The organism is Dokdonella sp. (genome assembly GCF_039926425.1).
Classification (GTDB): domain Bacteria; phylum Pseudomonadota; class Gammaproteobacteria; order Xanthomonadales; family Rhodanobacteraceae; genus Dokdonella_A.
Genome location: NZ_JBDSWZ010000142.1, coordinates 1 through 25,256, shown reverse-complemented (window position 1 = coordinate 25,256; position 25,256 = coordinate 1). Strand labels below are relative to the sequence as shown.

The following is a 25,256-nucleotide window of genomic DNA, read 5'->3' as shown; positions in this document are numbered from 1 at the left end:
GCCCGGCGAGGAGATCAGACTTGAGTTGCTTCACAGAGCCCGCCACGCGGGCTTTGTTTTTCCGGAGTTGACGTTCCCGTATGATCGACAACCGCATCAAGGACATCGTCATCGTCGGCGGCGGAACAGCCGGCTGGATGACTGCCGCCGCACTTGCCAAGATCCTCGGTCCGCAAGTCTCCATCCGCTTGATCGAATCGGAGGAAATCGGCACGGTCGGCGTCGGCGAAGCCACTGTTCCGCACCTGAAACTCTTCAACAAGATCCTCGAGATCGACGAGATCGATTTCGTCAAGCAGACGCAAGGCACCTTCAAGCTCGGTATCGAGTTCGTCGACTGGGGCCGGATTGGCGATCGCTACATCCACGGCTTCGGCACGGTCGGCCACGACTACGGCATGCTGCCGTTCCATCAGTACTGGCTGAAAGCGTTCAAAACCGGTGTCGCCGAGGACATTGGCGCTTACTCGCTCAACACCGCGGCGGCGCCACTCGGCAAGTTCATGGCCTCGGCCAGCGACGTTCCACCCACATCGCCGCTCGCCAACATCGCGTACGCGTATCATTTCGACGCCGGGCTGTATGCGCGTTTTCTGCGCAACTATGCCGAGGCGCGCGGTGTTCGTCGCACCGAAGGCAAGGTGACGCAAACCGTCTTGCGCGACACCGACGGCTTCATCGATGCGATCGTTCTCGACAGCGGCGAGCGCATCTCAGGCGATCTGTTCGTCGACTGTTCGGGCTTCCGGGGGCTACTGATCGAACAGGCCTTGAACGCCGGCTATGACGACTGGACCCACTGGCTTCCGTGCGATCGCGCAATCGCTGTGCCGTGCGAAAACGTCGGTCCACCGACGCCGTTCACGCGCTCGACTGCGCGCTCGGCCGGATGGCAGTGGCGCATTCCATTGCAACATCGCACCGGTAACGGTTATGTCTATTCGAGCCAGTTCATCAGCGATGACGAAGCCGCATCGACGTTGCTGGCAAACCTCGATGGACCCGCCCTGGCTGAACCGCGCACGCTTCGCTTCAAGACCGGCATGCGGAAAAAATTCTGGGATCGCAATTGCATCGCGATCGGCCTCGCAAGCGGATTCATGGAACCTCTGGAATCCACCAGCATCTACATGATCCAGTCGGGCATCGCGCGACTGGTGAACCTGTTCCCCGATCGCCGGTTCGATCCGGCGATCATCGATCGCTACAATGCGCAGGCCGCGTTTGAATGTGAGCGCATTCGTGACTTTCTGGTCCTTCACTACTGCGCGACGGAACGCAACGACTCGCCGTTCTGGGACTACTGTCGCACCATGAGCATCCCCGCACCGCTCGCCGAGACCATCCGGCTGTGGCGCAGCAGCGGCCGTTTTTACCGCAACGCCGAGGAAATGTTCATTCTCACCAGTTGGGTACAGGTCATGCTTGGCCAGCGCATCGTGCCGGCCACGCACCATCCGATGGTCGATCAACTGCCTGCGCCGGAACTTGAAGGTCTCATGCGCAGCGTCAAGGGCGTCATCGACGCGTGTGTCGAGTCGATGCCGATGCATCAGATGTTCATCGATCGATTCTGCAAGGCGCCCGCCTGATGGCGGTTGCGCACGCGCGCCCGACGAAGGATCGTGACGCCGCTGAGGATTGCGCGAGCGGCGCATCGATTGCCGTGGGTCGAAACCCGCGATCCGCGCTGTATTTCGTGCACTGACACCGGACAAATCAATGCCTCCCTTCAAATCGTCCCGATCCTCGTTGACCGTCCTTTTTGTCACGCTGCTGTCCCTCGCATCTGCGTGTGGCGACGCCCGCGGCGATGGCAATGGCAGTGACAATGGCGACCACCCTGCTGCCTTTTCGAGCCTGGCCAAATCCGACCAGGCGCTCGTCGACGATCTGGAAAAACGCACCTTTGGATTTTTTCGCGACAGTTCGAACCAGAAAAACGGGTTGATCCCCGACCACTGGCCGGACGATCCAACCGACAAATCGAGCGACTACTTCTCGTCGATTGCGGCAATCGGATTCGGTCTCACGAGCTACGCAATCGGTGTCGAGCGCGGCTGGATGAAACGCAGCGAGGCGGTCACCCGCACGCTGACCACCTTGCGCACGCTGACAACGCTTCCCGAAGGAACCGAGGCCGACGCCTCCAGCTATCGCGGCTTTTTCTACCACTTCCTCGACATGGACACCGGTCGGCGCTACCACTCGGCGACGTGGGTCGAGCTGTCGACCATCGACACAACGCTCCTGATGAGCGGCGTCCTCTTCTGCCAGTCGTACTACGACCGCAACAGCAAGGACGAGAAGGAAATCCGCAAGCTCGCCGATGATCTTTACGCCCGCATCGACTGGACGTGGGCGTCACCGCGAGCACCGCTGGTGTCGATGGGCTGGACGCCGGAGGCCGGTTTCATCCACGCGGACTGGCAAGGCTACGACGAGGCAATGATCCTCTACATCCTCGCACTCGCCTCACCCACCCACCCGCTCGACGTGAGCGCATGGAACGCGTGGACGCAGACCAACGACCGCACGTGGGGCAGCTTCCAGGGCCAGGAACACCTTGGTTTTGCACCGTTGTTCGGCCACCAGTACAGCCATGTGTGGATCGACTTCCGCGGCATCCAGGACGACTACATGCGCGGGCACGGCATCGACTACTTCATCAACAGCCTGCGCGCGACACTCGCGCAGCGCGAGTACGCCATTCACAACCCGCTGCAGTGGAAGGACTATGGGCAGGACATCTGGGGCCTGACCGCATCCAATGGCCCGCGTGCGCCCGCGAAGCGCGGCGAAATCGATCGCTACGCCGCGGATCCGAAAACCTTCTACGGCTACATCGCGCGAGGCGCGGGCCGGATCGGAACCATCGACGATGGCACGATCGCGCCCACCGCGGCGGCTTCATCGATTGCGTTTGCGCCGAACATTGCGGTCCCGGCGATCCGCGCGATGAAGGAACGTTACGGGGATCACGTCTACACCAAATACGGTTTCATCGATGCATTCAATCCGAGCTTCACGTTTCAGGACCGAAAGTTGCGCAGCGGCGAAATCGTTCCCGGCGTCGGCTGGGTCGACAACCTGTACCTCGGTATCGATCAGGGACCGATCATCGCGATGATCGAGAACTATCGAAGTGACTTCGTCTGGTCGGTGATGCGCAAGAATCCGCACATCCGCCTCGGTCTCGAGCGCGCGGGATTCAAGGGCGGCTGGCTCGATGCGAAGCCCGGCCGTTCGTCGGATGCGAAGAAAGGCCGGGCGCGCTGAGCCACACGACCATGCAGGCTCCAGTGACCATCCAATCAAGCGGAAACGTGCGGCAGCATGCGGGGCTTGTCGGGCTGATGCTCGGACTGGCCGCGGCGCTGGGCGGCTGCGCGCGCGAACCGACCGATCGGGTGGTCTTGCGCATGTGGGGCATTGGACGCGAAGCGGAGGTCGTGCCCGCGCTGCTCGCGGATTTCGAACGACTGCATCCGTCGATCCGTGTCGACGTCCAGGCTTTGCCGTTGACCGGCGCGCACGAAAAACTCCTGACCGCGTTCGCGGGTGATGCGCTGCCCGACCTCGCACAGCTGGGAAACACCTGGTTGCCGGAGATGGCTGCACTCGGTGCGCTGTCGCCGCTGCAGCCATTTGTCGCTGCGTCACGGGTGATCCAGCCCGCCGATTATTTCGGTGGCATCTGGGACACCAACGTCATCGACGGTGAGTTGTTCGGCATTCCGTGGTACGTGGACACGCGGCTCGCGTTTTATCGCAAGGACATCCTCGAAGCCGCCGGAATTCCCGCGCCGCCGCGTACGTGGGCCGAGTGGAGCACCGCACTTGCCGCGGTCAAGGCGCATGTCGGACCGGAACGCTACGCAATCCTGCTCCCGCTCAACGAGTACGAACCGCTGCTCAACCTCGCTGTGCAGGAAGCCGATCCGCTGCTCAAGGACAACGACACGCGCGGCAATTTCCAGAGCGCCGGCTTCCGCCGTGCATTCGCGTTCTACCTCGACGCGTTCCACAAGGATTGGGCTCCGGAGATGAGCGCGACGCAGATCTCCAATGTCTGGGACGAATTCGGCGCCGGCTTTTTTTCGTACTTCATCACCGGACCATGGAACGTCGGCGAGTTCAAGCGACGCCTTCCGCGACGCCTTCAGAACGACTGGGCAACGATGCCGTTGCCGGGCCCGAATGGTCCCGGCGGTGCGATCGCAGGCGGCAGCAGCCTGGTGTTGTTCAAGCAATCGAAACATCCGCGTGAGGTCTGGCAGCTGATCGAATTCCTCTCCGAACCTGCGCAACAGTTGCGCTTTCACGAACTGTGCGGCGATCTTCCGCCACGACGCAGTTCGTGGGCCGACCCCGCTCTCGCAAGCGACAGGTACGCGAGCGCTTTCCGCGAGCAGCTTGAGAATGCGAAGCCGGCGCCCAAGGTGCCGGAGTGGGAACGCATCGCGCAGCAGGTGCGTCTTGCGTCCGAACGGGCGGTTCGCGGCCACGAATCACCGGACATCGTGCTGCGCGACCTCGATCAGCGCACCGACGAGATCCTCGAGAAACGGCGGTCGATGCTTGCCGCCTCGAAGGAACGCAAATGAACGAGAACAGGGCCGGCTGGCTGCTGAGCGCGCCCGCGCTGATCGTGCTCGGCGCATTCTTCTTCGTGCCGGTGCTCGCGGCATTTGCGTTGAGCCTGACCGACTTCGACCTGTACGCGCTCGCCGACCTGCACAACCTGCGCTTCGTCTGGTTCGGCAACTATGTCGACGTGCTGACCCGCCCGCTGTTCTGGAAGTCGCTGGTCAACACGCTGTATTTCGTCGGCGTCGGCGTTCCACTGTCCATCGCAGCGTCGCTCGGCTCGGCGATGCTGCTCGATTCGCAGCGTGCACGCTGGAAAGGTTTCTTTCGCACTGCGCTGTTCGCGCCTGTCGTCACCACCGTGGTCGCGGTCGCGGTGATCTGGCGCTATCTGCTGCACACCCGCTATGGGCTGATCAACTACACGCTCGCGCACTTCGGCATCGCACCCATCGACTGGCTCGGCGATCCGCACTGGTCGATGCCAGCGATCATCCTGTTCGCGGTGTGGAAGAACTTCGGCTACAACATGATCATCCTGCTGGCGGGCCTGCAGTCGATTCCACCGGATCTGTACGAAGCTGCACGCATCGATGGCGCGTCTGCGACGCAGCAGTTCCGCCACATCACGCTGCCGATGTTGAGGCCGGTTCTGCTGCTGGTATCGATCATCACGGTGTCAGGTTACTTCCAGCTCTTTGCCGAACCGTACGTGATGACCCAGGGCGATCCTCTGCAGAGCACCGTCAGCGTGCTGTATTTCATGTACGAGGAAGGCTTCAAGTGGTGGAGCCTCGGCCGCGCCTCCGCGATTGCGTTCCTGCTGTTCGCGCTGATCCTGGCGGCGACAGTGCTGCTGCAGCGCTTCGGCAGGCGCGGAGAGATGGCATGAACGCGCGCGTGTCCGGTGTTCTGGTCAACGGCGCACTCGTTGCAATCGCCGCATTCGCGTTGTTCCCGCTGCTGTGGATGCTGTCGGTCTCCTTCATGCAACCTGGCGAAGCAAGTGCGTTTCCGCCGCCGATCCTGCCGGCCCACGCGACATTTGCGAACTACCGCGAATTGTTCGAGCGCGCAGGCATGGGCCGCTACCTGTTCAACAGTCTCATCGTCGCGAGCGCGATTACCACGCTGTCACTCCTGTGCAACCTCGCCGCCGGCTACGCGTTCGCAAAACTGCGTTTCCGAGGACGTGACCGGCTGTTCAAGAGCCTGCTGGTTGCGCTGCTCATTCCAGCACAGGTGGCGATGATTCCGCTGTTCCTGATCATGAAGTCCCTGCATCTTGTCAACAGCTATGGCGGCGTGATTGTCCCTGCGCTGGCGACGATGTTCGGTATCTATCTTGTGCGCCAGTACGCGCGATCAATCCCGCAGGAACTCATCGAGGCGGCACGCATCGATGGTGCCGGCGAGCTGCGCATCTTCGCGACCATCGTGTTGCCGCTGTTGAAACCCATCGTTGCGACGCTCGCGATCTTCACCTTTCTCAGCAGCTGGAACGATTTCATGTGGCCGTTGATCGTGCTGAGCGACGAAGCATGGCAAACCGCTCCTGTCGCCCTGGCAGGACTTTCGCGCGAACACGTGCAGGACAACGAGCTGATGATGGCAGGATCCGTCGTCACCACATTGCCGGTGCTTGCGCTGTTCCTCGTTTTGCAACGCCACTACATCCAGGGGCTGTTGCTCGGCAGCGTGAAAGGATGAACCGGATGCAGTTGCGTGGGTGGCTGGTCTGGGTCGCCGTGTTCAACTGCGTGAATGTGTTCGCATCGACGACCGTTGCCGAACCGTTTGCCGACTCCGGCGCGTGGACCGCGGTCGGATCCGACCAGGTGACTGCGACGCTGCGTTCCGATACGTCGGCCGCGGCGCCGGCAATGTGCCTCGCGTTCGACTTCAACGGCGTCTCCGGTTACGCGTCGATGCGCAGGTCGCTGCCGTTCGACGTTCCACCGAACTACGCATTCTCGTTCCGCACGCGCGGCAACGCGCCACCCAATGCGCTCCAGTTCAAGCTTGCCGATGCAAGCGGCGACAACGTCTGGTGGGTCAATCGCGAAGACTTCGTGTTTGCGCGCGAATGGACCGACGTGCGCTACAAGAAGCGTCAGGTCGATTTCGCGTGGGGACCGGCGAAAGACAAGACGCTGCGGCACAGCGAGACGGTCGAGTTCACCGTCTACGCACGCGAAGGAGGACGCGGCGAGGTCTGCTTCGATCAATTGAAGCTCACGTCGCTGCCGGAGCCGCCCACGACTCTGCCGATTCCGCTGGCCACAGCGTCGAGCTCCGTCCGCGGTTTCGAAGCGGGCCATGCGCTCGACGGCGACATGAAAACGCTCTGGCGCGGTGATCCCGTTCGCGGTCCGGACCAGACACTCACCGTCGATCTTCGCACGGTGCGCGAGTTCGGCGGGCTGCTGCTCCGCTGGGACCGAGAAGCGTTCGCCTCCCGCTACGACATCGAACTGTCATCGGACGCACACACCTGGCGACTCGTGCGACGCGTAACCGAAGGCAACGGCGGCGTCGATCCGCTCGATCTGCCGGACTCCGAGGCCCGCTATGTGCGCATCCATCTCCACGACGGACCGATGCACGCCTACGCGCTCGCGGAACTCGAGATCAAGGACCTTGCGTTTGGCGCCTCCGCAAACGCGTTCTTCTCGAGTCTTTCCGCGTTGTCTCCGCGTGGCTACTATCCGCGCGGCTTCTACAACGAGCAGACCTACTGGACTGTTGTCGGCGTCGACGGCGGTCACACCAGCGGATTGCTATCGGAAGATGGCGCGCTCGAAGTCGCTCGTGGCGGCTTTTCGATCGAGCCTTTCGTCCTCGATCCGGAGTCCGCAAACGGCGGCGCGGTTCGCGTCACCACATGGGCAGACGCACGAATCAGTCACGCGCTGCAGGACGGCTATCTTCCAATACCGACAGTGTCCTGGAACACCGACCGCGTCGGCCTCGAAGTGACCGCGTTCGGCGTGGGCGAACCGGGTCACTCGCAGATCCTTGCACGCTACGCAGTCCACAACCCGTCGAACGCACCCCGCGAACTGGTGCTGGCTCTCGCGGTGCGACCGTTCCAGGTGAATCCGTCGATCCAGTTCCTCAATGCACCGGGTGGCGTCAGTCCGATCCACGACCTCGCGTGGGATGGCAAGGTGGTCGGCATCGACGGCACGCCACGCGTATTCGCGCTGGTCGCGCCCGACCAGTTCGCCAGCAGCAGCGTCGATGCCGGGATGATCGTCGACCAGCTCGGAGCGGTGATCGCGAAGCCCGTTCCCACCGATGCGCATGCAACGCATGCACTGCACGATGCAAACGGGCTCGCGTCCGGTGCGTTGATCTACCGTCTGCAGATCCCGGCCAACGGGACCCGCACAGTCGGCTTGTCGATTCCTCTCGAAGGCGGCATGCCGGCGTTGAAGCAACTCGACGACGACGCCCGGGAGTGGTTCCTCGCACGCCAGGGCGAGACGGCGCAGGCGTGGCGCAGCGCACTGGATGAAGTCACCATCGACCTGCCGTCCGCCGGTCGGCAACTTGTCGACACACTGCGGACGGCACTCGCCGATATCCTGATCAGCCGCGACGGCCCCGCGTTGCGACCGGGCACCCGCTCGTATGCGCGCTCGTGGATCCGCGATGGCGCAATGATGTCGGAAGCACTGCTGCGGCTCGGGCGCGAGGATGTCGCGCGTGCCTATCTCGACTGGTATGCGCCCTATCAGTTCAAGAGCGGCAAGGTGCCCTGCTGCGTCGACGCGCGTGGATCGGATCCGGTGCCGGAGAACGACAGCCATGGCGAACTCATCCAACTGGCCAACGAGGTTTACCGCTACACCGGCGACCGCACGCAACTCGCGTCGATGTGGCCGCACGTGGATGCAGCGGCACGTTACATGGACACGCTGCGCGCGAGCGAGCAAACCGATGCGAACCGCGCGCCCGGCCGCGAATCGTTCTTCGGACTGATGCCCGCATCGATCAGCCACGAAGGCTATTCGGCGAAACCCATGCACTCGTACTGGGACGATTTCTGGGCGTTGGCCGGTTACAAGGCCGCGGTCGAGATTGCGAATGCACTCGGCAAAACGACGGACGCGATGCGCCTGACGCAATCGCGCGACCAGTTCAAAGGCGATCTCTACACATCGATCAACCGCTCCGTCGCGGATCATCGGATCGACTACCTGCCCGGCTGCGCGGAACTCGGCGACTTCGATGCGACGTCGACGACGATTGCGTTGTCACCGGCCGGCGAGCAGGCGAACCTGCCGCAGGACCTTCTGCGCAACACCTACGAGCGCTATTGGGACCACTTCGTCACGCGACGCGACGGAGGTGAGTGGAAGGACTACACGCCGTACGAATGGCGCACGGTCGGTACATTCGTCCGCCTCGGCATGCGCGACCGTGCGCATGCCGCGATCGATTTTTTCATGCACGATCGCCGGCCTGACGCCTGGAACCAGTGGGCGGAAGTGGTCGGACGCGATCCGCGCGAGGCGCGCTTCGTCGGGGACATGCCGCATGGCTGGGTCGCATCGGATTTCATCCGCTCCACGCTCGATCTCTTCGCATACGAACGCACTGTCGACCAGTCACTCGTATTGGCTGCAGGTGTGCCCGACACATGGATGGAGGGCCCAGGTGTTTCGATCCGCAACCTGCATACGCCGTGGGGGAAACTGAGCTACTCGCTCAAGAACACCAAGGGCGTGGTGCGGCTGAACATTGCATCAGAAGGCATGCGCGTTCCACCCGGTGGATTTGCCCTGTGGCTGCCACGCAACGATGGGCCGCGGTCGGGTCGTCTTGACGGCCGCCGGGTCACCGAACAGAACGGCGAGTGGAAGATCACACGACTTCCTGCCGAACTCGTCATTCGCTGAAAGCGCCGGACGCGGCTTTTTGCGGCCGGCGCTCTGTGGCGAACGCGTGACTAAAGCGCGCTCGCCTTTCGCGACGCGTCGGTCACGGCAGCAAAATTTCCCTGTTCGATCCACGCGCGCGGCACCATCCACGATCCGCCGACCGCGACGACATTTTTCTGCGCAAGATACGTCGAGGCATCGGTTTCGGTGATGCCGCCGGTGGGGCACAGCAAGAGATCGGCAAGCGGACCCTGCAACGCGCGAATCAACGCAATGCCGCCGATCGCCGCTGCGGGAAACAACTTCGCGACCCGGAATCCGATCGACGAAAGGGCGATCAGTTCACTCGGCGTCGCCGCGCCCGGCACGACCGGAAGACCGCACGCGACCAGCGCGTGCGCAAGCGCCGGCGGCGTTCCCGGCGTCACCAGGAATGTGGCCCCCGCAGTTCGCGCGGCCGCGATGTGCCGCTCCGACACCACGGTTCCAGCGCCAAGTGCGATTCCGGGTACGTGTTGGCGGATCGCGGCAATCGCGTCGAGTGCTGCCGGCGTCCGCAACGTCACCTCGATGGCGGTCAATCCGCCTTCGAGAAGTGCACGCGCCGTTGCGACGCCCTGCTCGGCCGACTCGACGGTGACGACGGGCAGCACGCGCGTCGCACGCAGCAGCGCAATCGCCGCCTGCTGGCTTGCTTCAAACAGCGCATCGTCCTTCATCGGTCTTTCCATCGTCATCATGCATCCTTCGCTTCGAACGGCGCGTAGGCGTCGAGCGTGCCGACGTCGTATTCCGTTTCAGTCGATCCGCCGTGTTCGTTGCCCGCCGATGCATCAAACAGCGGACCGCAGGAAATGGACAGCGCGCCTTCGTCGGCGGGACCGACGTTTGCACGCGAGAACGCGAACAGGGTGCGCCCGAGATCCTGCCCGGCAGGAGCGCTGTTCGTCGCGGGAATCCGCGCGTTCCATTCGGCGTCGGCAACGCGCACGTCCAATGTGCCGAGCTCGCAGTCGAGGATGATCCGGTCGCCGTCACGAACGCGTGCGATCGGACCGCCAACCGCTGCTTCCGGCGTCATGTGGATTGCCGAAGGCACCTTTCCGGATGCACCGGACAGGCGCCCGTCGGTCACCAGTGCAACCGCCCTGCCCTGATTCTGCAGCATGCCAAGCAGCGGCATCAGGCTGTGCAGTTCGGGCATGCCGTTCGCCTTCGGTCCCTGATGGCGCACCACCGCAATGAAATCGCGCGGCAACGTTCCAGCCTTGTGACGCACGCGCAGCTCCGCCGGATCATCGACAACCACCGCGGGCGCGTCGACCTTGCGATGCTGCGGCTTCACCGCCGACACCTTTGCCAGCGCGCTGCCCAGGGTTCCGCGCACAAGACGCAACCCACCGGTCGCTTCGAACGGATTCGAGGCGGGCCGAGCGACGGCCGCATCGAGACTCTCGGCAACTGCATCGGTCTGCGCGAGCTTCCCGTCCACGAGACGGGGCTCGCGCGTGTACGCGCGCATGCCACCGGCATCGACAGTTGCGAGATCGCACATCAAGCCGGCGTCGAGCAGCTCGCGGAACAGGAACGCGGTGCCGCCCGCCGCCTGGAAGTGGTTCACATCGGCGTCGCCGTTCGGGTAGATGCGCGCGAGCAGCGGGACCACATCGGCGAGCGCGTCGAAATCTTCCCACGTCACGCGCAGACCCGCCGCGCGGGCGACCGCAACAAAATGGATCGTGTGGTTGGTGGAGCCGCCCGTCGCGAGAAGCGCGACAATCGCGTTGACGATCGCACGCTCGTCGATCAGCTGACCGATCGGGCGATAGTCGTCGCCGAGCGCCGTGATCGCCAGCGCGCGCTCGGTCGCCGCACGCGTCAGTGCATCGCGCAGTGGCGTTCCCGGATTCACGAACGACGCGCCGGGCAATTGCAGACCCATGGCTTCGAGCAGGATCTGGTTGGAATTTGCCGTGCCGTAGAACGTGCACGTGCCGGGTGAATGATACGAAGCAGCCTCGGTCTCCAGCAGCTCCTCGCGCGTCGCGTTGCCCGCCGCGTAGCGTTCGCGCACTTCGGCCTTGGCCTTGTTCGACAACCCGCTCGGCATCGGACCAGCCGGCACGAACACCACCGGCAGATGACCAAATGCAAGCGCACCGATCAACAGGCCCGGCACGATCTTGTCGCACACGCCAAGGCACAGCGCGACGTCAAACATGTCGTGGCACAGCGCGATCGCGGTCGACTGGGCGATCACGTCCCGTGAGAACAGCGACAATTCCATGCCGATGCGGCCTTGCGTCACGCCATCGCACATCGCAGGGACACCTCCGGCGACTTGCGCGGTGGCACCCATCGCGCGCGCAAATGCCTTCACTTGCGACGGATAGGTTTCAAACGGCTGGTGTGCCGACAGCATGTCGTTGAACGCAGTGACGATGCCTATGTTCGGCGCGATGCCGGCTTTGATCGCGTTCTTGTCGTGCGTGCCGCTCGCGGCGAAACCGTGCGCGAGATTGCCGCACGACAGGTGCGAGCGCGTCGTGCCGCGCAGGCGCGACGCCTCGATCAGGTCAAGGTACGCGCGCCGGCCACACGCGCTGCGGCGGGCGATGCGCGCAACGACTTCTTCGATTCGAGGATGCATGGGTCGTTCCCGGGCGTGCATTTCTACGGACACCAGTGGACCTGCAGGGGCGCGCCCGGGAGATCGATCGCATAACGGATCGGCATCTCGCTGGCAGGGCCGCTCTGCAGCGCGGCTTCAAAAACACGTTGCTTGACACTGCCGCGAATCAACAGGATCCGATTGCGTGCGTATCCGAGCCCGGTCGGAGTCAGGGTGATGCGGTGGGCAAACGCGCCCGCAACCGGACAGCCGGTTGCGTCAATCAACGCATACGGCTTGCGGCTCATCAACACGGCCGGGAGGTTCGTCGCGCCCGGAAACAGCGATGCCGTATGCCCGTCGTCGCCCATTCCCAGCACCGCGAGTCCGACTTCGTTGGCGCGCTCATGCGTGGCAGAAGTGCCCACCACGAAGCGCTCGTTCGCTGCGCGCACCGCATCGTGCAGCGAACGGCCCGTGCCCCGCAAAGGCTCGAAGCGCGCGGCCGCGGCAGCTCCACGCAACAGTGTTTCGTGGACCAGGCGCGCATTGCTGCCGTCCGCGTCGGGGTCCACGTCGCGATCGTCCACCAGCCCGATCGTCACGCGCGGCCAATCGAGTGTGCATTCGGACAGCGCGCAGTAGATCGGCGCAGGTGTGCTTCCACCTGACAACAGCAGATGCACGAAGCGCTTTGCCGACGCCGCTTCGCGCATTGCCTTCACGATGGCCTGGGTGGAAGCGGCAATCCACGAGGCCTGGTCGGCACTCGCATGCCATTCGATGCGTCCTGCGCGTCCGCCGGGCAGCGGAATGTCAGGTGTCGACGGGCTCACGATGGACTCACGGCCGCACTCGGCGAACGCACGAGCGGCGCACCAAGATCCTCGAGCGCACACGCAGCAGCGCCGAGGAGCCCGGCATCCGGATGGAGGATCGCGACTGTTGGAACCTGCATCAGCGTGTCGACGAATCGCCCCTTGTCTTCGAACCGTCGACGAAATCCGCCACGTTCGAGCCACGGAAGAATCAGTGGCGGCAAGCCACCGGCGAGATACACGCCATCCCATGCGCCGAATGCGAGGACGAAATCGCCGGCGACGCCGCCGAGGAATTCGCAGAACGTTTCGATCGTGCGCACGCAAGCCGGATCGGAGTCTGCCGCAGCGCGGCGTGTGATTTCCTCCGGAATCAGATGTTCGATCGGGAAACCATGGATGTCGGCCAGCGCATCGTGCAGATTCGAAAGGCCGCCTCCCGACAGCAACCGTTCGTTCGAGACGCGCCCGAATCGTGCCGCGAGGCGTTGCAGGATCTCGATGTCTTCCTGGGTGCGCGGCGCAAAGCTGGTATGCCCGCCTTCCGTTTCCAGCGCCGACGCATGCCCTTGTCGAAGCAGCAGCGCCCCGACACCGAGACCGGTGCCGGGGCCGACGACCGCGAATCGGGAGGTCTTCGACGCATCAAGCACGGGAGCGGCAGGTGACCCGATTGCGCGGACGTCGTCGGCATCGAGCAACGGCACGCACAGACTCATCGCGGCAAAGTCGTTGACGATGCGCAGGTGCTGCAACGCCAATTCGTTGCACACCTGTTCGCTCGACACGTGCCACGCGTGATTGGTGATCTGCACCTCTCCGTCGCGCACCTGGCCTGCAAAGCCGAATACGCCCCGCTGCGGCCGCGCGCCGGTTTCCCCGAGATAGGCGAGTGCCGCGTCGGTGAACGTCGCAAAATCGGCGACGCGGTAACGATGGATACTGTCCGACAACAGTGGCTTCGGAGTCGACGGATCGGCGAGCGCGAAGCGCACGTTGGTACCGCCGACATCGGCGAGCAGGATGGACGCGCTTCTGTGGACCGGATTCATGCGCCGCGCCTCTCGCGTTGCACGCCACCGGTGCGTGTCGGTGCCTGCGGAAGAAACGCGGCCGCAGCGGCCGGACCCCACGATCCCGCAATGTACGGCAGAATCGGCGCTTCCACTTCGCGCCATGCCGCAATGATGCTGTCGATCCAGGTCCACGAGGCCTCGACCTCGTCGCTGCGCACGAACAGCGTGGAGTTGCCGTTGAGTGCATCCAGCAGCAGGCGTTCGTATGCGATGCGCCGCGTGATGGCCGGCTCGATCGACAGATCGAGCGGCAGCGACTGCAGCTCGAGCGCACCCCATTCCGGTCCCGCCAAGCTGCTCATCAATTCGAGTTCGACATTTTCCTGCGGCTGCAGGCGCAGCACGAGGCGATTGGGCATTGCGCGCTCGCGACGCGGCTTTTCGAACAGCCAGTGCGACGTCGGTCGGAACGTGACCACCACCTGGGTGACGCGTTCGGCCAGACGCTTGCCGGTGCACAGGCGGAACGGCACTCCGGCCCAGCGCCAGTTGTCGATCGATGCGCGCAGTGCGACAAATGTCTCCACCGGTTCGCGGCCCTGCACCGACTGCAACGAGAAGCCGCGCACGGGTGCGCCGTCGACAAGTCCGGCTTCATAACGACCGCGGACCGTATCGATGGATACGTTGTCTGCACGATACGGACGCAGCGCACGCAGAACTTTCAGCTTTTCGTCGCGCAGCACGTCGGCATCGAGCGACGCCGGCGGTTCCATCGCGATCAAACACAGCAGTTGCATCACATGGTTCTGCACCATGTCGCGCAGCGCGCCATAGTCTGCGTAGTAGCTTTCACGACCGTCCACTCCAGCCGTTTCCGCGACAAGGATGTCAACCGATTCGATCCAGCGGTGATGCCATACCGCTTCGAGCAGCGTGTTGCCGAAGCGCAGTGCAAGCAGGTTCTGCACCGCCGCCTTGCCGAGGTAATGATCGATGCGGAAGATGCGGTCTTCGGTCAGGCACGCGCCCAGCGCGGCATTGATGGCGCGTGCCGATTCGAGGTCGCTGCCGATCGGTTTCTCCAGCACGAGCCGGCACGGATCCTCGAGCAGGCCGGCGCGTTTGAGCCCCTGCGCGATCGGCACGAACAGGTACGGTGGCGTCGCCAGATAACTGACACAGCGCCGGCTTGCAACACTCGCCAACGCCGGCGCGATCGCGGTCGGATCGCTCAGGTCGACATGCACGTAGTCGATCCGGCGCAGCAGTTCGGCAAGCGAATCCGGGTCGCGTTCGTCAGCCGGCAGATGCTCCGCCAACCAGGCATGGAAAGCGTCGTTGTCGTGCGGCTGGCGCGCGACGGCAACGATGCGGAATTCCGGCGGAAGCAGTTGGTCGCGCAGCAGGTGCATCAGCGACGGGAACAGCTGGCGCGCGGCGAGATCGCCGGTCGCGCCAAACAACAGCAGCGTGTCGTGCAAGGCCTTCCTCCAAGGTCGTGACCCCGGTCGAGGTGACCGGAGCCTTCCGCACAAACGCCAAATATAACGGACTGCGGGTTGACCGCTAATCGCCGAGGGCGAGCCCGTTGGTCGCAACGACGTTCGAATACAGGCGCGCGCTCGCCTTCGGCGTTCGCTTCTGTGTCTGGAAATCAACGTGGACGATTCCGAATCGCTTGGAAAACCCGAGCGACCATTCGAGGTTGTCGAGCAACGACCACGCCATGTAGCCACGCACGTCACAGCCCTTGCCGATCGCGGTATGGATCGCCTTGAGATGCTTGCGCAGGTAATCGACGCGCAGCGGATCCTCGACGATCTCGTTCTCGGCGACGGGTGGATCGTAGAATGCCGATCCATTCTCGGTGATGTAGACCGGCGGATTGCCGTAGCGGTCCTTGATCCACACCAGTTCGTCGACCAGCCCTTGCGGAAACACTTCCCAGCCGGTTTCGCTGTAGGTCGCATGCTGGCGCACGGCCGATGCCTTCAGCGGCCACGAGGATTCATCGTGCTTCGTCACACTGCGCGTGTAGTAGTTGAAGCCCATGAAATCGATCGGCTGCTTGATCAGTGCGTAATCCTCGTCCGGCCACTCGGGCCACGCCTCGCCGAAGATCTCCTTCATCTCCGGCGGATAGTGTCCGAGGAACACCGGGTCCAGGTATTGCCGATTCATGTAGGCATCCGCGCGCAACACGGCGGCGGCGTCCTCGGCGCTGTCGGTGGCGGCGTACTTCGGCTCCAGGTTCACCACGATGCCGATCTCGTGCTTGCCCTCGGCGCGGTACGCCTTGACCGCGGCACCATGCGAACGCAGCAGGTGATGCGACGCGATGGGTGCTTCGTACTTGTTGCGATGACCCGGCGCGAGCGCGCCATGCAGATAACCGCCGTCGGTGACGACCCACGGCTCGTTCAAGGTCGCCCACTTTTTCACGCGACCGTCAAGCTTGCGGTACATCACGGTCGCGTAGTCGGCAAACCAGTTCGCCACGTCGGGATTGAGCCAGCCGCCGCGATCGTCGAGCGCCGCGGGAATGTCCCAGTGATAAAGAGTCAGCAACGGCTCGATGTCGTTCTCGAGCAAGGTGTCGACAAGGCGCTCGTAGAAATCGAGTCCGCCCGGATTCACTCGTCCCTTGCCTTCCGGCAGGATGCGCGCCCAAGCCACGCTGAAGCGATAGGCCTTGAGGCCGAGATCGCGCATCAGCTTCACGTCGTCCTTGTAACGGCGATAGTGATCGCAGGCGATGTCGCCGGTGTCGCCGTCCTTCACCATGCCCGGCGTGCGCACGAAGCGGTGCCAGATGCTCGGTCCCGCACCATCCGCCAGAGGTGACCCCTCAATCTGATATGCCGACGTGGCGCTGCCCCACAGGAACTGCTTCGGAAACTCGAAACCCTCACTCATCGATTCGTCCTTGGCGCTGATGTCGCTGGAATTACGGGAATGAAAACGATTACATTGCAGGATAGCTCAAGCGGCGCATCCTGTGCAGCCGTCGTGACGCTCCTGCTCGACGCACGCGCATCCGCACCGGTTGCGGCATGCTCCGGGCGGCGCGCGATGCCCGCGGCGATTTCGGAAACGCTCCCCATGGCAATGGTACAACTCGACCACCTGCGCAAGGTTTATGAGAACGGCTATGTCGGCGTCGCGGATGCGAGTTTCGACGTCGGCCATGGTGAACTTCTCGTGCTGGTCGGCCCTTCCGGCTGCGGCAAGTCGACTTTGCTGCGGATGATCGCAGGCCTCGAATCGATCACCTCCGGCACGCTGTCGATCGGCGAGCGGGTGGTCAACGACCTCTCCCCGCGCGACCGGGACATCGCGATGGTGTTCCAGAACTACGCGCTGTATCCGCACATGACGGTCGCGGAAAATCTCGCCTTCGGCCTCAAGCTGCGTGGTACTGCAAGGGAGGAAATCGAACGCCGCGTCGGCGAGGCCGCAACGATGCTCGACCTTGGCCGCATGCTGCCGCTGAAGCCGGCGCAGTTGTCCGGCGGACAACGACAGCGCGTCGCGCTGGGCCGCGCACTGGTACGCAAGCCCGCGGTGTTCCTGCTCGATGAGCCACTGTCCAACCTCGATGCAAAACTACGCCTGTCGACCCGCGTCGAGATCGCCAAGCTGCATCGCGATCTTGATGCAACGATGATCTACGTCACCCACGACCAGATCGAGGCGATGACGCTGGGCCATCGCATCGTGGTGATGCGCGCTGGCGAGATCCAGCAGATCGACACACCGATGCGGCTGTATCAGCAGCCAATCAACCTGTTCGTCGCCGGCTTCCTCGGCAGTCCCGCGATGAATTTCTTTCGCGGCACCGTGGTCGCGGACGACGGCCTCGCGCTCGATCTGGGCAGCGCCAAATTGGCGCTTGGCGATGCAGTCGGCGCAGTGGCAAGAGTCGGGTCGGAACTCGTCGTCGGCCTGCGCCCCGAAGACCTGATTCCCGCCAACGGTTCGACGCCCGCGCATTCGCTGAAGGCACGGCTTGAACTCGCCGAACCGGTCGGCAACGAGATCTTCCTCAACATGCGCGCGGGCGAACACACCGTCGTCGCGCGGGTGCCGCCGCAGGAGATTCCGGACGTCGGCAGCGAGCTGCAGCTCGTGTTCCGACCCGAGCGCATGCATCTGTTCGATCCGCAGAGCGAGCGCCGCCTGGACTTGGCGCTCTGATGCGCACGCTGCGGAATGCGTCATGGCTTCGCATGCTGTTTCCTTCCCCTGCGCAGCCGGGGAAGGTGCCAAAGGCGGAAGGGGGCGCTGTTGATCTTGAACTCCAACAAACAACAACCGGTTCAGACCGCTTGGCACTTTCCCCCGCTTCGCAAGGGACGAATCTGAGGCTCTGCTTGGCGCCAATGCTTCTGGCGTTCGCACTATTCGCAATCAATGCGCACGCTCAACGGCCGACTGCATCCGACCCGTGGGAATCGGAGATCCACCAGTTTGAAATCGCCGACCGGGCGCACGCGCCAAAACCGGGCGGCATCGTCTTCATCGGCAGTTCGTCGATCCGCATGTGGACGACGTTGTCCGAGGATCTACCCGGCCGCAACGCACTCAACCGCGGCTTCGGCGGATCGCGGATCGCCGATGCGACGCGGTATGTGCCGCGCATCGTGTCCCCATACCGTCCGCGGATGGTGGTGCTCTATGCGGGCGACAACGACATCGAGGAAGGCGCTTCGGCGCAACAGGTGCTTGAAGATTTCAAGGCGTTTGTTGCCGCGGTTCGCAAGGATGCACCCCGAACCCCGATCGTGTTCATCTCGATCAAGCCCAGCCCGTCACGGGCGCGGAACTTCGGGATCATGCGCTTGGCAAATGCCATGGTTCGTGCGTACGCGTTGACGAAGCATGGAGTGCGCACCGTCGACGTATTCGATCCGATGCTCGGCAAAGACGGTCAGCCGCGCGAGGAACTCTTCGGGCCGGACCGATTGCACATGAACGCGTCGGGCTATCAGCTGTGGACGTCGATCATCGCGCCAGCGCTGACATCCCGCTGACGTCGATCAGGAGGCGCGCGCTTTCCCCGCCGGCTCGCCATGGCAACTGGCGCAGACGCCGTGCACCTCGATCGTCTGCGCCCGCGGCGCAAATCCGCGCTCGCGTGCCTGGTCACCGAGCAGCGACGACACACGCTCGTCGCAGATCTCGATCGCATTCGAACAGACATCGCAGATCAGGAACGGCACCTGGTGCACTTCGTCCGGGTGATGGCAACCGACGAACGCGTTGATCGATTCGAGCTTGTGGATGAAACGGTGTTCGAGCAGGAAGTCCAGCGCGCGATACACCGTCGGCGGCGCCGCGCCGGTGTGTTCGTCCTTCAGACGGTCGAGCAGATCGTACGCCTTGACCGGTTTCGATTCCGCAGCGATCAACTCGAGCACGCGCAGGCGCAACGGCGTCAGACGGAGGCCCCGCATCTCGCACGCGCTCGACACGGTCTCAACGAAGCCGTCGGCATCGTGCGGATGATCGTGGTGCGTATGGCGATGGTTTGAGGCAGAGGTCATGGCAGGTTCGCAAAGCGGTGCGCCATCATAGCGCGTGGGAAAAAGCGGAGCCGGGCCGCATCCGCCCCGCTCCCTGACATGGCGGCGTCCTGTTGAAAACCAACGGCGGGCCGGGTCAGACGACCAGGGCTCGCGGCGATGGCTCCTTGGAGGAACAGAACGCGCCGGCCGCAGAGTGCGCCTCCGGCCTTCGGCGTTCACGGGCGCACTGGTCGACCCTTCGCTCGGCGCCCGCGTCACCAGCCGCGCCCGCTGTCATTGCGCTTGAAGCTCGCCAGATCGGTCCGCATCGATGCGGCGCGCAGGTTGACGCCGCAATGACGACACGTTTTCGCATCGGTCGGATTGGTCTGCCCACAATCCGGACACGCAGGCTGGTTACCGTTCGAGACTGCGATTACCACCCAGCCGATCGGACCGAGCGCGATGCCCCACACGACACCGGCGACCATGCGTCCCTTGGTTGCACCGATCAGCCCACCGATGACCGCACACACGACGGTGAAACCCAACGCCCACGCCCACAGCGTAGGACTCAGCAACGTTCGCGTGCAGATCTGCAACAACTCCTGCACCGCGTCTGGATCGGTTTGGTCCAGATTGGTCAGGGCCGCAAGGGTGCATTCGAGCGCCATGGGAACGTCTCAGGCGACCTTCTTCAACGCAGCCTCGATGCGACGCATCGCCTCGTCACGGCCGGCGAGAAATGCGGTGTGATCGATCGAGGGCGACACCTGCGTACCTGTGAGCGCGACGCGAAGCGGCTGGGCAATCTTGCCCATGCCCTCGCCGATCGACACGGCGGCCGCCTCGATCGCGGCGTGGATCGCTTCAACCGTCCAGTCCGGCAGAGCGGCAAGATGCGCATGAACCGCTTCGAGCGCAACGCGTGCGGTCGGCGTCTTCAGGTGCTTGGCGACCGCCTGCTCGTCATAGACGTCCAGTGGCGTGTACCAGACGCGCGCCTTCTCCGCCATTTCCTTCAACGTCTTCGCGCGGTCGCGCAGCGCGACGATCACATCCACCGGATCGGGACCGTTGCGAGGGTCGATACCGGCGGCATGCAGCTGCCATTCGAAATGCGGCGCGATCTCCTGCGGATCGTCGCTCTTGAGGTATTGCTGGTTGAGCCAGGAGAGTTTTTCGAGATCGAAACGTGCAGCCGACTGGTTGACGTCGGCCGCGTCGAACAGCTCGATCATCTGCTCGCGCGAGAAAATCTCCTGGTCGCCATGCGACCAGCCGAGCCGAACGAGATAGTTGAGCAGCGCGTGCGGCAGGAAACCGTCGTCGCGATACTGCATCACGCCCACCGCACCGTGACGTTTGCTGAGTTTCTGGCCATCCGCGCCAAGAATCATCGGCAGGTGCGCAAACGTCGGCACCGGCGCACCGAGTGCGTGATAGATGTTGACCTGGCGCGGCGTGTTGTTGACGTGGTCGTCGCCACGGATCACCTCGGTGATCTTCATGTCGATGTCGTCGACCACGACCGCGAAGTTGTAGGTCGGGAATCCGTCGGAACGGATCAACACGAGGTCGTCGAGCTCGGTGTTGCTCCATTCGATCCGTCCCTTGACCTTGTCCTCGAAAACGACGCTGCCGGTGAGAGGATTCTTGAACCGCAGCACGCGGTTCGGATCTTCGCGCAGAGGCTCGTTGCGATCGCGGTAAAAGCCGTTGTAGCGCGGCTTCGTGCCCGCAGCCATCGCAGCGCTGCGCATCGCCTCGATTTCCTCCTTCGATTCGTAGGCGTAGTACGCCTTGCCCGATTTCAGCAAATCCGCTGCCACCTCGCGATACCGGTCCATGCGCAGCGTCTGGTAGAACGGACCCTCGTCGTAACCGAGTCCAAGCCAGGCCATGCCGTCGAGGATCGCCTTCACAGCTTCCGGCGTCGAACGCTCGCGATCGGTGTCCTCGATGCGCAGGATGAACTCGCCTCCGCGATGGCGCGCTTCGAGCCAGCAATAAAGCGCAGTTCGAGCCCCGCCAATATGCAGGTATCCGGTCGGGCTTGGAGCAAAACGGGTACGGACGGTCATCGTGGAATCGGATCATGCAGGTGGAACGCGCAAGTTTACCGGAGTGGCGCCGGGGTGTACGCGGAGCGACTCACGCGGACGCTCACACGAGCTCGTCCACCATCCGATAACCGACGCCCACTTCGGTCAGCAGATAGCGCGGACGCGCCGGGTCGGGCTCGATCTTTGCGCGCAGCGCACGCAGGTACATCCGAAGGTACTGCGGCGATTCGACGTGCGCCGCGCCCCACACATCGCGCAGAAGCTGGCGATGGGTCATCACCTTTCCGCGATGGCGCGCGAGGATCGTGAGCAGCTGGTATTCGATCGGCGTGAGGTGGATGTCCTCGCCGTTGCGGATCACTCGCCGCGCCGACTGGTCGATCACAAGATCGCCAATCGCGATACGGGCCTCCGCTTCACCGGCGCCACGTCCCCCCAGGTGTCGTTGCATCACGCGCAGCCGGGCGAGCAGTTCGCCAATGCCAAACGGCTTGGTGAGGTAATCGTCGGCACCGAGATCGAGCGCCGCGACCTTGTCCGATTCGCGTTCGCGCGCCGACAGCACCAGCAGCGGCCGGTCGCACCATTCGCGCAGGCGCGCGATTACGTCGTAACCGGTCATGTCCGGCAGCCCGAGATCCACGATCAGCATGTCCGGCTGCTTCAGCGCCGCCGCGGCGAGTCCCTCGGCGCCGGTTCCCGCGATCGTCAGCGCATACCCATGCGCTTCGAGCGCCGTGGTCAGGAATTTCTGGATTTGCGGATCGTCCTCGATCAGCAACAGGTGTGAACGTGTCGCGGTCATGCGATGACCTGCGCAGCGGCCGGCAGGCTGAAAAGGAATTGCGCGCCACCGCCCGACGCGTTGCTCGCGTGGATCGTGCCTCCATGCGCCTCGATGATCGCCTTGCAGATCGCAAGGCCAAGACCGAAGCCGCTTTGTGCACCTTCAGGACGCGCCTGGTGGAACTTGGCAAACACGCGCTCCTCGTCGCCGGCGGCGAATCCTGGGCCGTGGTCGCTGACGATCACGTCGATCCAGTCACCCCGCGATGTTGCGGACACGGCGATGGCTGTACCGATCGGCGTGTGCTTGGCAGCGTTCTCGAGCAGGTTGACGAACACCTGCTCGATCATCACCTCGTCACCCTGCACCAGCGGGAGATTCTGCGCAAAGTCGAGCGACACCGGATGCACGGCGAGTGGGACATTCAGTCGACCGAGCACCGCTCCGACGATTTCATCGATCGCAAACGGCTCGCGCTTGAGTTCGATCCCGCCTTCGCTGAGCCGGGTGAGGTCGAGCAGGTTTCCGATCAGCCGGTTCATCCGCTCGGCTTCATGCAGCAACACGTCGAGCAAGGTTGCACGCTGCTGTTCGTCCAGTCGACCCGGCGCGCTGTCACGCAAGGTTGACGCGGAGCCGATGATGGTTGCGAGCGGCGTGCGGAAATCGTGCGAAATCGCCGACAGCAACACGTTGCGCACGCGCTCGGATTCAAACTGCACGCCGGCCTCCTGCGCAGCGGCGGCGAGTTGCACCCGCTCCATCGCGACGGCCGCCTGGTTGACCAGCGCCTCGAGCAGATGCATCTGCTCGGGAATCTGCAGCTGTCGCGCTTCCAACGGACGAAGCGCGAGCACGCCGATGCAGCGCTTGAGTGCGTTGAGCGGAAAAAAGATGGCGCCGGCGCTGGCCAGCGTGTCGGTTGCGAGACCGGCCTTCTGGCGATGGTCCCACGCCCATTGCGCAATGCCGAGGTCGTTGCCGGGCACGGGATAACGCGCGAGACTCGCCGCGGCGCGTTCGTTGCCGCGATCGCAGAAATGCGTCGGATCCTGGATGCGCCCGTCGGCGTCCGGGAGCAGCACCACCGCTTCGCCATCGACACTCGCCAGCACGTGGCGGCACAGGAACTTCGACAGTTCGTCGAGGGTGCGACGACGCGACATCTCGCGGCTGAGTGCGTAGAGCTCGGCAGTGCGACGTTCACGTTGCCGCGCCACCGAGGCCTGCCGTCGACCGCGTGTCGCCAGGTTGCTGATCAGCAGCGCCGTTCCGAGCATCACGCCAAACGTGATGGCGTACTGCGTGTCGGACACGGTGAACGAATACTGCGGTGGCACGAACAGGAAATCGAACAGCGCGACACTGAGAATCGATGCGAGGATCGACGGTCCGCGCCCGAAACGCGCGGCCACCAGCACGGTCCCGAGCAGGTAGATCATCACGATGTTGGTGCGCTCGAAGCGCCCGGTCATTTGCGAGCAGACCAACGTCGCTGCCGCCACGACGGCGATGCTCTTGAGATAGGCAGGCCACTGGCTGTTGCGGTGAAACGTCCGCTGCGGTGCGCGTTCTTCCGTCTCCGGCTCCGCCGTGACCACGTAGACATCGATCGTGCCGCTGCGACGGATCACCTCATCGACCAGCGTCCCTTTCAGTCGCTGCAACCAACCATTGCGCAGCGGCTTGCCGACAATGACCTTGCTGACGTTGCGCTGACGCGCAAAGTCCATCACGGTCGCCGCGACCGTTTCGCCGCTCAGGTTCGCTGTTTCCGCACCGAGTTGTTCGGCAAGCTTGAGCGTCGCCAGGATGCGGTCGCGTGCCGCCTGGGGTAGGCGCGCCAGCGAGGGCGTTTCGACGTAGACTGCAAGCCACTGCGCGTTCAACGCGGTGGCCATCCGTCTTGCCGAACGAACGAGTCGCGCGGAGAGCGGATCTGGACCAACGCAGACCAGCAGACGCTCATTGGCCGCCCACGGCTGTGCGATCGCGTGCCGGTCCCGATACTCGCGCATCGCAGCGTCGACACGGTCTGCGGTCGATCGCAGTGCCAGTTGGCGCAAAGCGATCAGGTTGCCCTTGCGGAAAAACCCCTGCGCCGCCTCGCGCGCCTTTTCCGGCACGTACACCTTGCCTTCGGCGAGGCGTCCGAGCAGGTCGTCGGGCGCGAGATCAACCAGTTCGACGTCGTCGGCCTCGGCAAATACCCGGTCTGGAACTGTCTCGCGCACGTCGACGCCAGTGATCTGCGCGACGACATCCTTGAGGCTCTCAAGGTGCTGCACGTTGACCGTCGTGTAGACGTCGACGCCAGCATCGAGAAGTTCCTCGACGTCCATCCAGCGCTTCGGGTGACGCGCACCGGTGTGATTGCTGTGCGCCAGCTCGTCCACCAGCATCAGGCGCGGATGTCGAGCCAGCGCTGCGTCGAGATCGAACTCCGCCAGATCGAGTCCGCGGTGTTGCAGGTGCATTGGCGGCAAGCGCTCGAGACCCTCGAGCAACGCTTCGGTTTCTGGCCGGCCGTGCAACTCGACATAGCCGACGACCACATCGACGCCATCCGCATGCTGCCGGCGCGCGGCTTCGAGCATCGCGTAGCTCTTTCCGACACCAGCCGTTGCACCGAAAAAGATTTTCAGGCGACCACGATGCGCCCGCGATTCATCCTGCTGCACGCGGGTGAGCAGGGCATCGGGGTCGGGGCGCTGTCCGTCGATTCGCTGAGGCATTGCGCATTGTCACATGGGCGGCGGCTTTTTCACGGTCGCGGCTGCCGCAACCAAGTCGTCACGAAACGGATGAATTGACGCGGCCCATCGATGTTTTCGCGGTGTTCTTCATCGTCAGAGCTTTCCGTCAAGCGCCAGGTTGAGCTTCAACACGTTGACGCGCGGTTCGCCAAGCACTCCAAACTGCCGTCCGTCGGTCGCACGAGCGACGAAAGCGCTGACCTGGGCCTCGGC

20 protein-coding genes are annotated in these 25,256 nt (G+C 63.7%); 8 read left to right on the top strand and 12 right to left on the bottom strand.

Features of this window, described 5'->3' with window-relative positions:
* The first annotated feature begins 80 nt into the window (after positions 1-80).
* The 6 genes from ABIV12_RS08585 to ABIV12_RS08560 all read left to right on the top strand — a co-directional run bounded on the left by ABIV12_RS08585 (position 81) and on the right by ABIV12_RS08560 (position 9,497).
* Positions 81-1,592 carry a tryptophan halogenase family protein gene (locus ABIV12_RS08585; RefSeq protein WP_348058260.1) on the top strand — a complete coding sequence of 504 codons (1,512 nt, stop codon included), beginning with the start codon at positions 81-83 and terminating at the stop codon, positions 1,590-1,592.
* Positions 1,593-1,752: 160 nt separating this feature from the next.
* On the top strand, positions 1,753-3,279 hold the full coding sequence (locus ABIV12_RS08580) for a glucoamylase family protein (RefSeq protein ID WP_348058258.1): 1,527 nt from the start codon (positions 1,753-1,755) through the stop codon (positions 3,277-3,279).
* Between the two features lie 77 nt (positions 3,280-3,356).
* Positions 3,357-4,607: a sugar ABC transporter substrate-binding protein gene (locus ABIV12_RS08575; RefSeq protein ID WP_348058268.1), complete on the top strand. Its 1,251-nt coding sequence runs from the start codon at positions 3,357-3,359 to the stop codon at positions 4,605-4,607.
* On the top strand, positions 4,604-5,482 hold the full coding sequence (locus ABIV12_RS08570; protein ID WP_348058256.1) for a sugar ABC transporter permease: 879 nt from the start codon (positions 4,604-4,606) through the stop codon (positions 5,480-5,482). The genes ABIV12_RS08575 and ABIV12_RS08570 overlap by 4 nt, the downstream gene beginning before the upstream one ends.
* Positions 5,479-6,300 carry a carbohydrate ABC transporter permease gene (locus ABIV12_RS08565; RefSeq protein WP_348058254.1) on the top strand — a complete coding sequence of 274 codons (822 nt, stop codon included), beginning with the start codon at positions 5,479-5,481 and terminating at the stop codon, positions 6,298-6,300. The genes ABIV12_RS08570 and ABIV12_RS08565 overlap by 4 nt, the downstream gene beginning before the upstream one ends.
* Positions 6,301-6,305: 5 nt before the next feature.
* Positions 6,306-9,497 carry a discoidin domain-containing protein gene (locus ABIV12_RS08560; RefSeq protein ID WP_348058252.1) on the top strand — a complete coding sequence of 1,064 codons (3,192 nt, stop codon included), beginning with the start codon at positions 6,306-6,308 and terminating at the stop codon, positions 9,495-9,497.
* Between the two features lie 50 nt (positions 9,498-9,547).
* Here ABIV12_RS08560 and eda read toward each other — a convergent pair whose 3' ends face one another.
* The 6 genes from eda to ABIV12_RS08530 form a co-directional block, all read right to left on the bottom strand.
* On the bottom strand, positions 9,548-10,210 hold the full coding sequence (gene eda / locus ABIV12_RS08555) for a bifunctional 4-hydroxy-2-oxoglutarate aldolase/2-dehydro-3-deoxy-phosphogluconate aldolase (RefSeq protein WP_348058266.1): 663 nt from the start codon (positions 10,208-10,210) through the stop codon (positions 9,548-9,550).
* A gap of 5 nt (positions 10,211-10,215) precedes the next feature.
* On the bottom strand, positions 10,216-12,129 hold the full coding sequence (gene edd, locus ABIV12_RS08550; protein ID WP_348058250.1) for a phosphogluconate dehydratase: 1,914 nt from the start codon (positions 12,127-12,129) through the stop codon (positions 10,216-10,218).
* Positions 12,130-12,152: 23 nt separating this feature from the next.
* Complete coding sequence (pgl, locus tag ABIV12_RS08545) at positions 12,153-12,926, bottom strand: 6-phosphogluconolactonase (protein WP_348058248.1); 774 nt, start codon at positions 12,924-12,926, stop codon at positions 12,153-12,155.
* Positions 12,923-13,960 carry a glucokinase gene (gene glk / locus ABIV12_RS08540; protein WP_348058246.1) on the bottom strand — a complete coding sequence of 346 codons (1,038 nt, stop codon included), beginning with the start codon at positions 13,958-13,960 and terminating at the stop codon, positions 12,923-12,925. The genes pgl and glk overlap by 4 nt, the downstream gene beginning before the upstream one ends.
* Complete coding sequence (zwf, locus tag ABIV12_RS08535; RefSeq protein ID WP_348058244.1) at positions 13,957-15,408, bottom strand: glucose-6-phosphate dehydrogenase; 1,452 nt, start codon at positions 15,406-15,408, stop codon at positions 13,957-13,959. Before zwf ends, glk begins: the two co-directional genes overlap by 4 nt.
* An 85-nt stretch (positions 15,409-15,493) precedes the next feature.
* Positions 15,494-16,843: a GH1 family beta-glucosidase gene (locus ABIV12_RS08530; RefSeq protein WP_348058242.1), complete on the bottom strand. Its 1,350-nt coding sequence runs from the start codon at positions 16,841-16,843 to the stop codon at positions 15,494-15,496.
* Between the two features lie 186 nt (positions 16,844-17,029).
* Between ABIV12_RS08530 and ugpC the strand changes: the two genes are divergently transcribed.
* Entirely contained in the window at positions 17,030-18,124 is a 1,095-nt protein-coding gene (gene ugpC / locus ABIV12_RS08525; RefSeq protein WP_348058240.1) for a sn-glycerol-3-phosphate ABC transporter ATP-binding protein UgpC, read from the top strand.
* Positions 18,125-18,309: 185 nt separating this feature from the next.
* Entirely contained in the window at positions 18,310-18,960 is a 651-nt protein-coding gene (locus ABIV12_RS08520) for an SGNH/GDSL hydrolase family protein (RefSeq protein ID WP_348058264.1), read from the top strand.
* 6 nt (positions 18,961-18,966) lie between these two features.
* Here ABIV12_RS08520 and ABIV12_RS08515 read toward each other — a convergent pair whose 3' ends face one another.
* The 6 genes from ABIV12_RS08515 to ABIV12_RS08490 form a co-directional block, all read right to left on the bottom strand.
* Complete coding sequence (locus tag ABIV12_RS08515) at positions 18,967-19,473, bottom strand: transcriptional repressor (RefSeq protein WP_348058238.1); 507 nt, start codon at positions 19,471-19,473, stop codon at positions 18,967-18,969.
* A 236-nt stretch (positions 19,474-19,709) separates the two neighbouring features.
* Entirely contained in the window at positions 19,710-20,108 is a 399-nt protein-coding gene (locus tag ABIV12_RS08510; protein WP_348058236.1) for a hypothetical protein, read from the bottom strand.
* Positions 20,109-20,117: 9 nt separating this feature from the next.
* Complete coding sequence (gene gltX / locus ABIV12_RS08505) at positions 20,118-21,518, bottom strand: glutamate--tRNA ligase (protein ID WP_348058234.1); 1,401 nt, start codon at positions 21,516-21,518, stop codon at positions 20,118-20,120.
* Positions 21,519-21,600: 82 nt separating this feature from the next.
* Positions 21,601-22,305, bottom strand: coding sequence for a response regulator (locus ABIV12_RS08500; protein ID WP_348058232.1), 705 nt, complete (start codon positions 22,303-22,305; stop codon positions 21,601-21,603).
* Positions 22,302-25,022, bottom strand: coding sequence for a sensor histidine kinase KdpD (locus ABIV12_RS08495; protein WP_348058230.1), 2,721 nt, complete (start codon positions 25,020-25,022; stop codon positions 22,302-22,304). The genes ABIV12_RS08500 and ABIV12_RS08495 overlap by 4 nt, the downstream gene beginning before the upstream one ends.
* 114 nt (positions 25,023-25,136) lie before the next feature.
* On the bottom strand, positions 25,137-25,256 hold a 120-nt coding region (locus ABIV12_RS08490), incomplete at its 5' end, for a potassium-transporting ATPase subunit C (protein ID WP_348058262.1).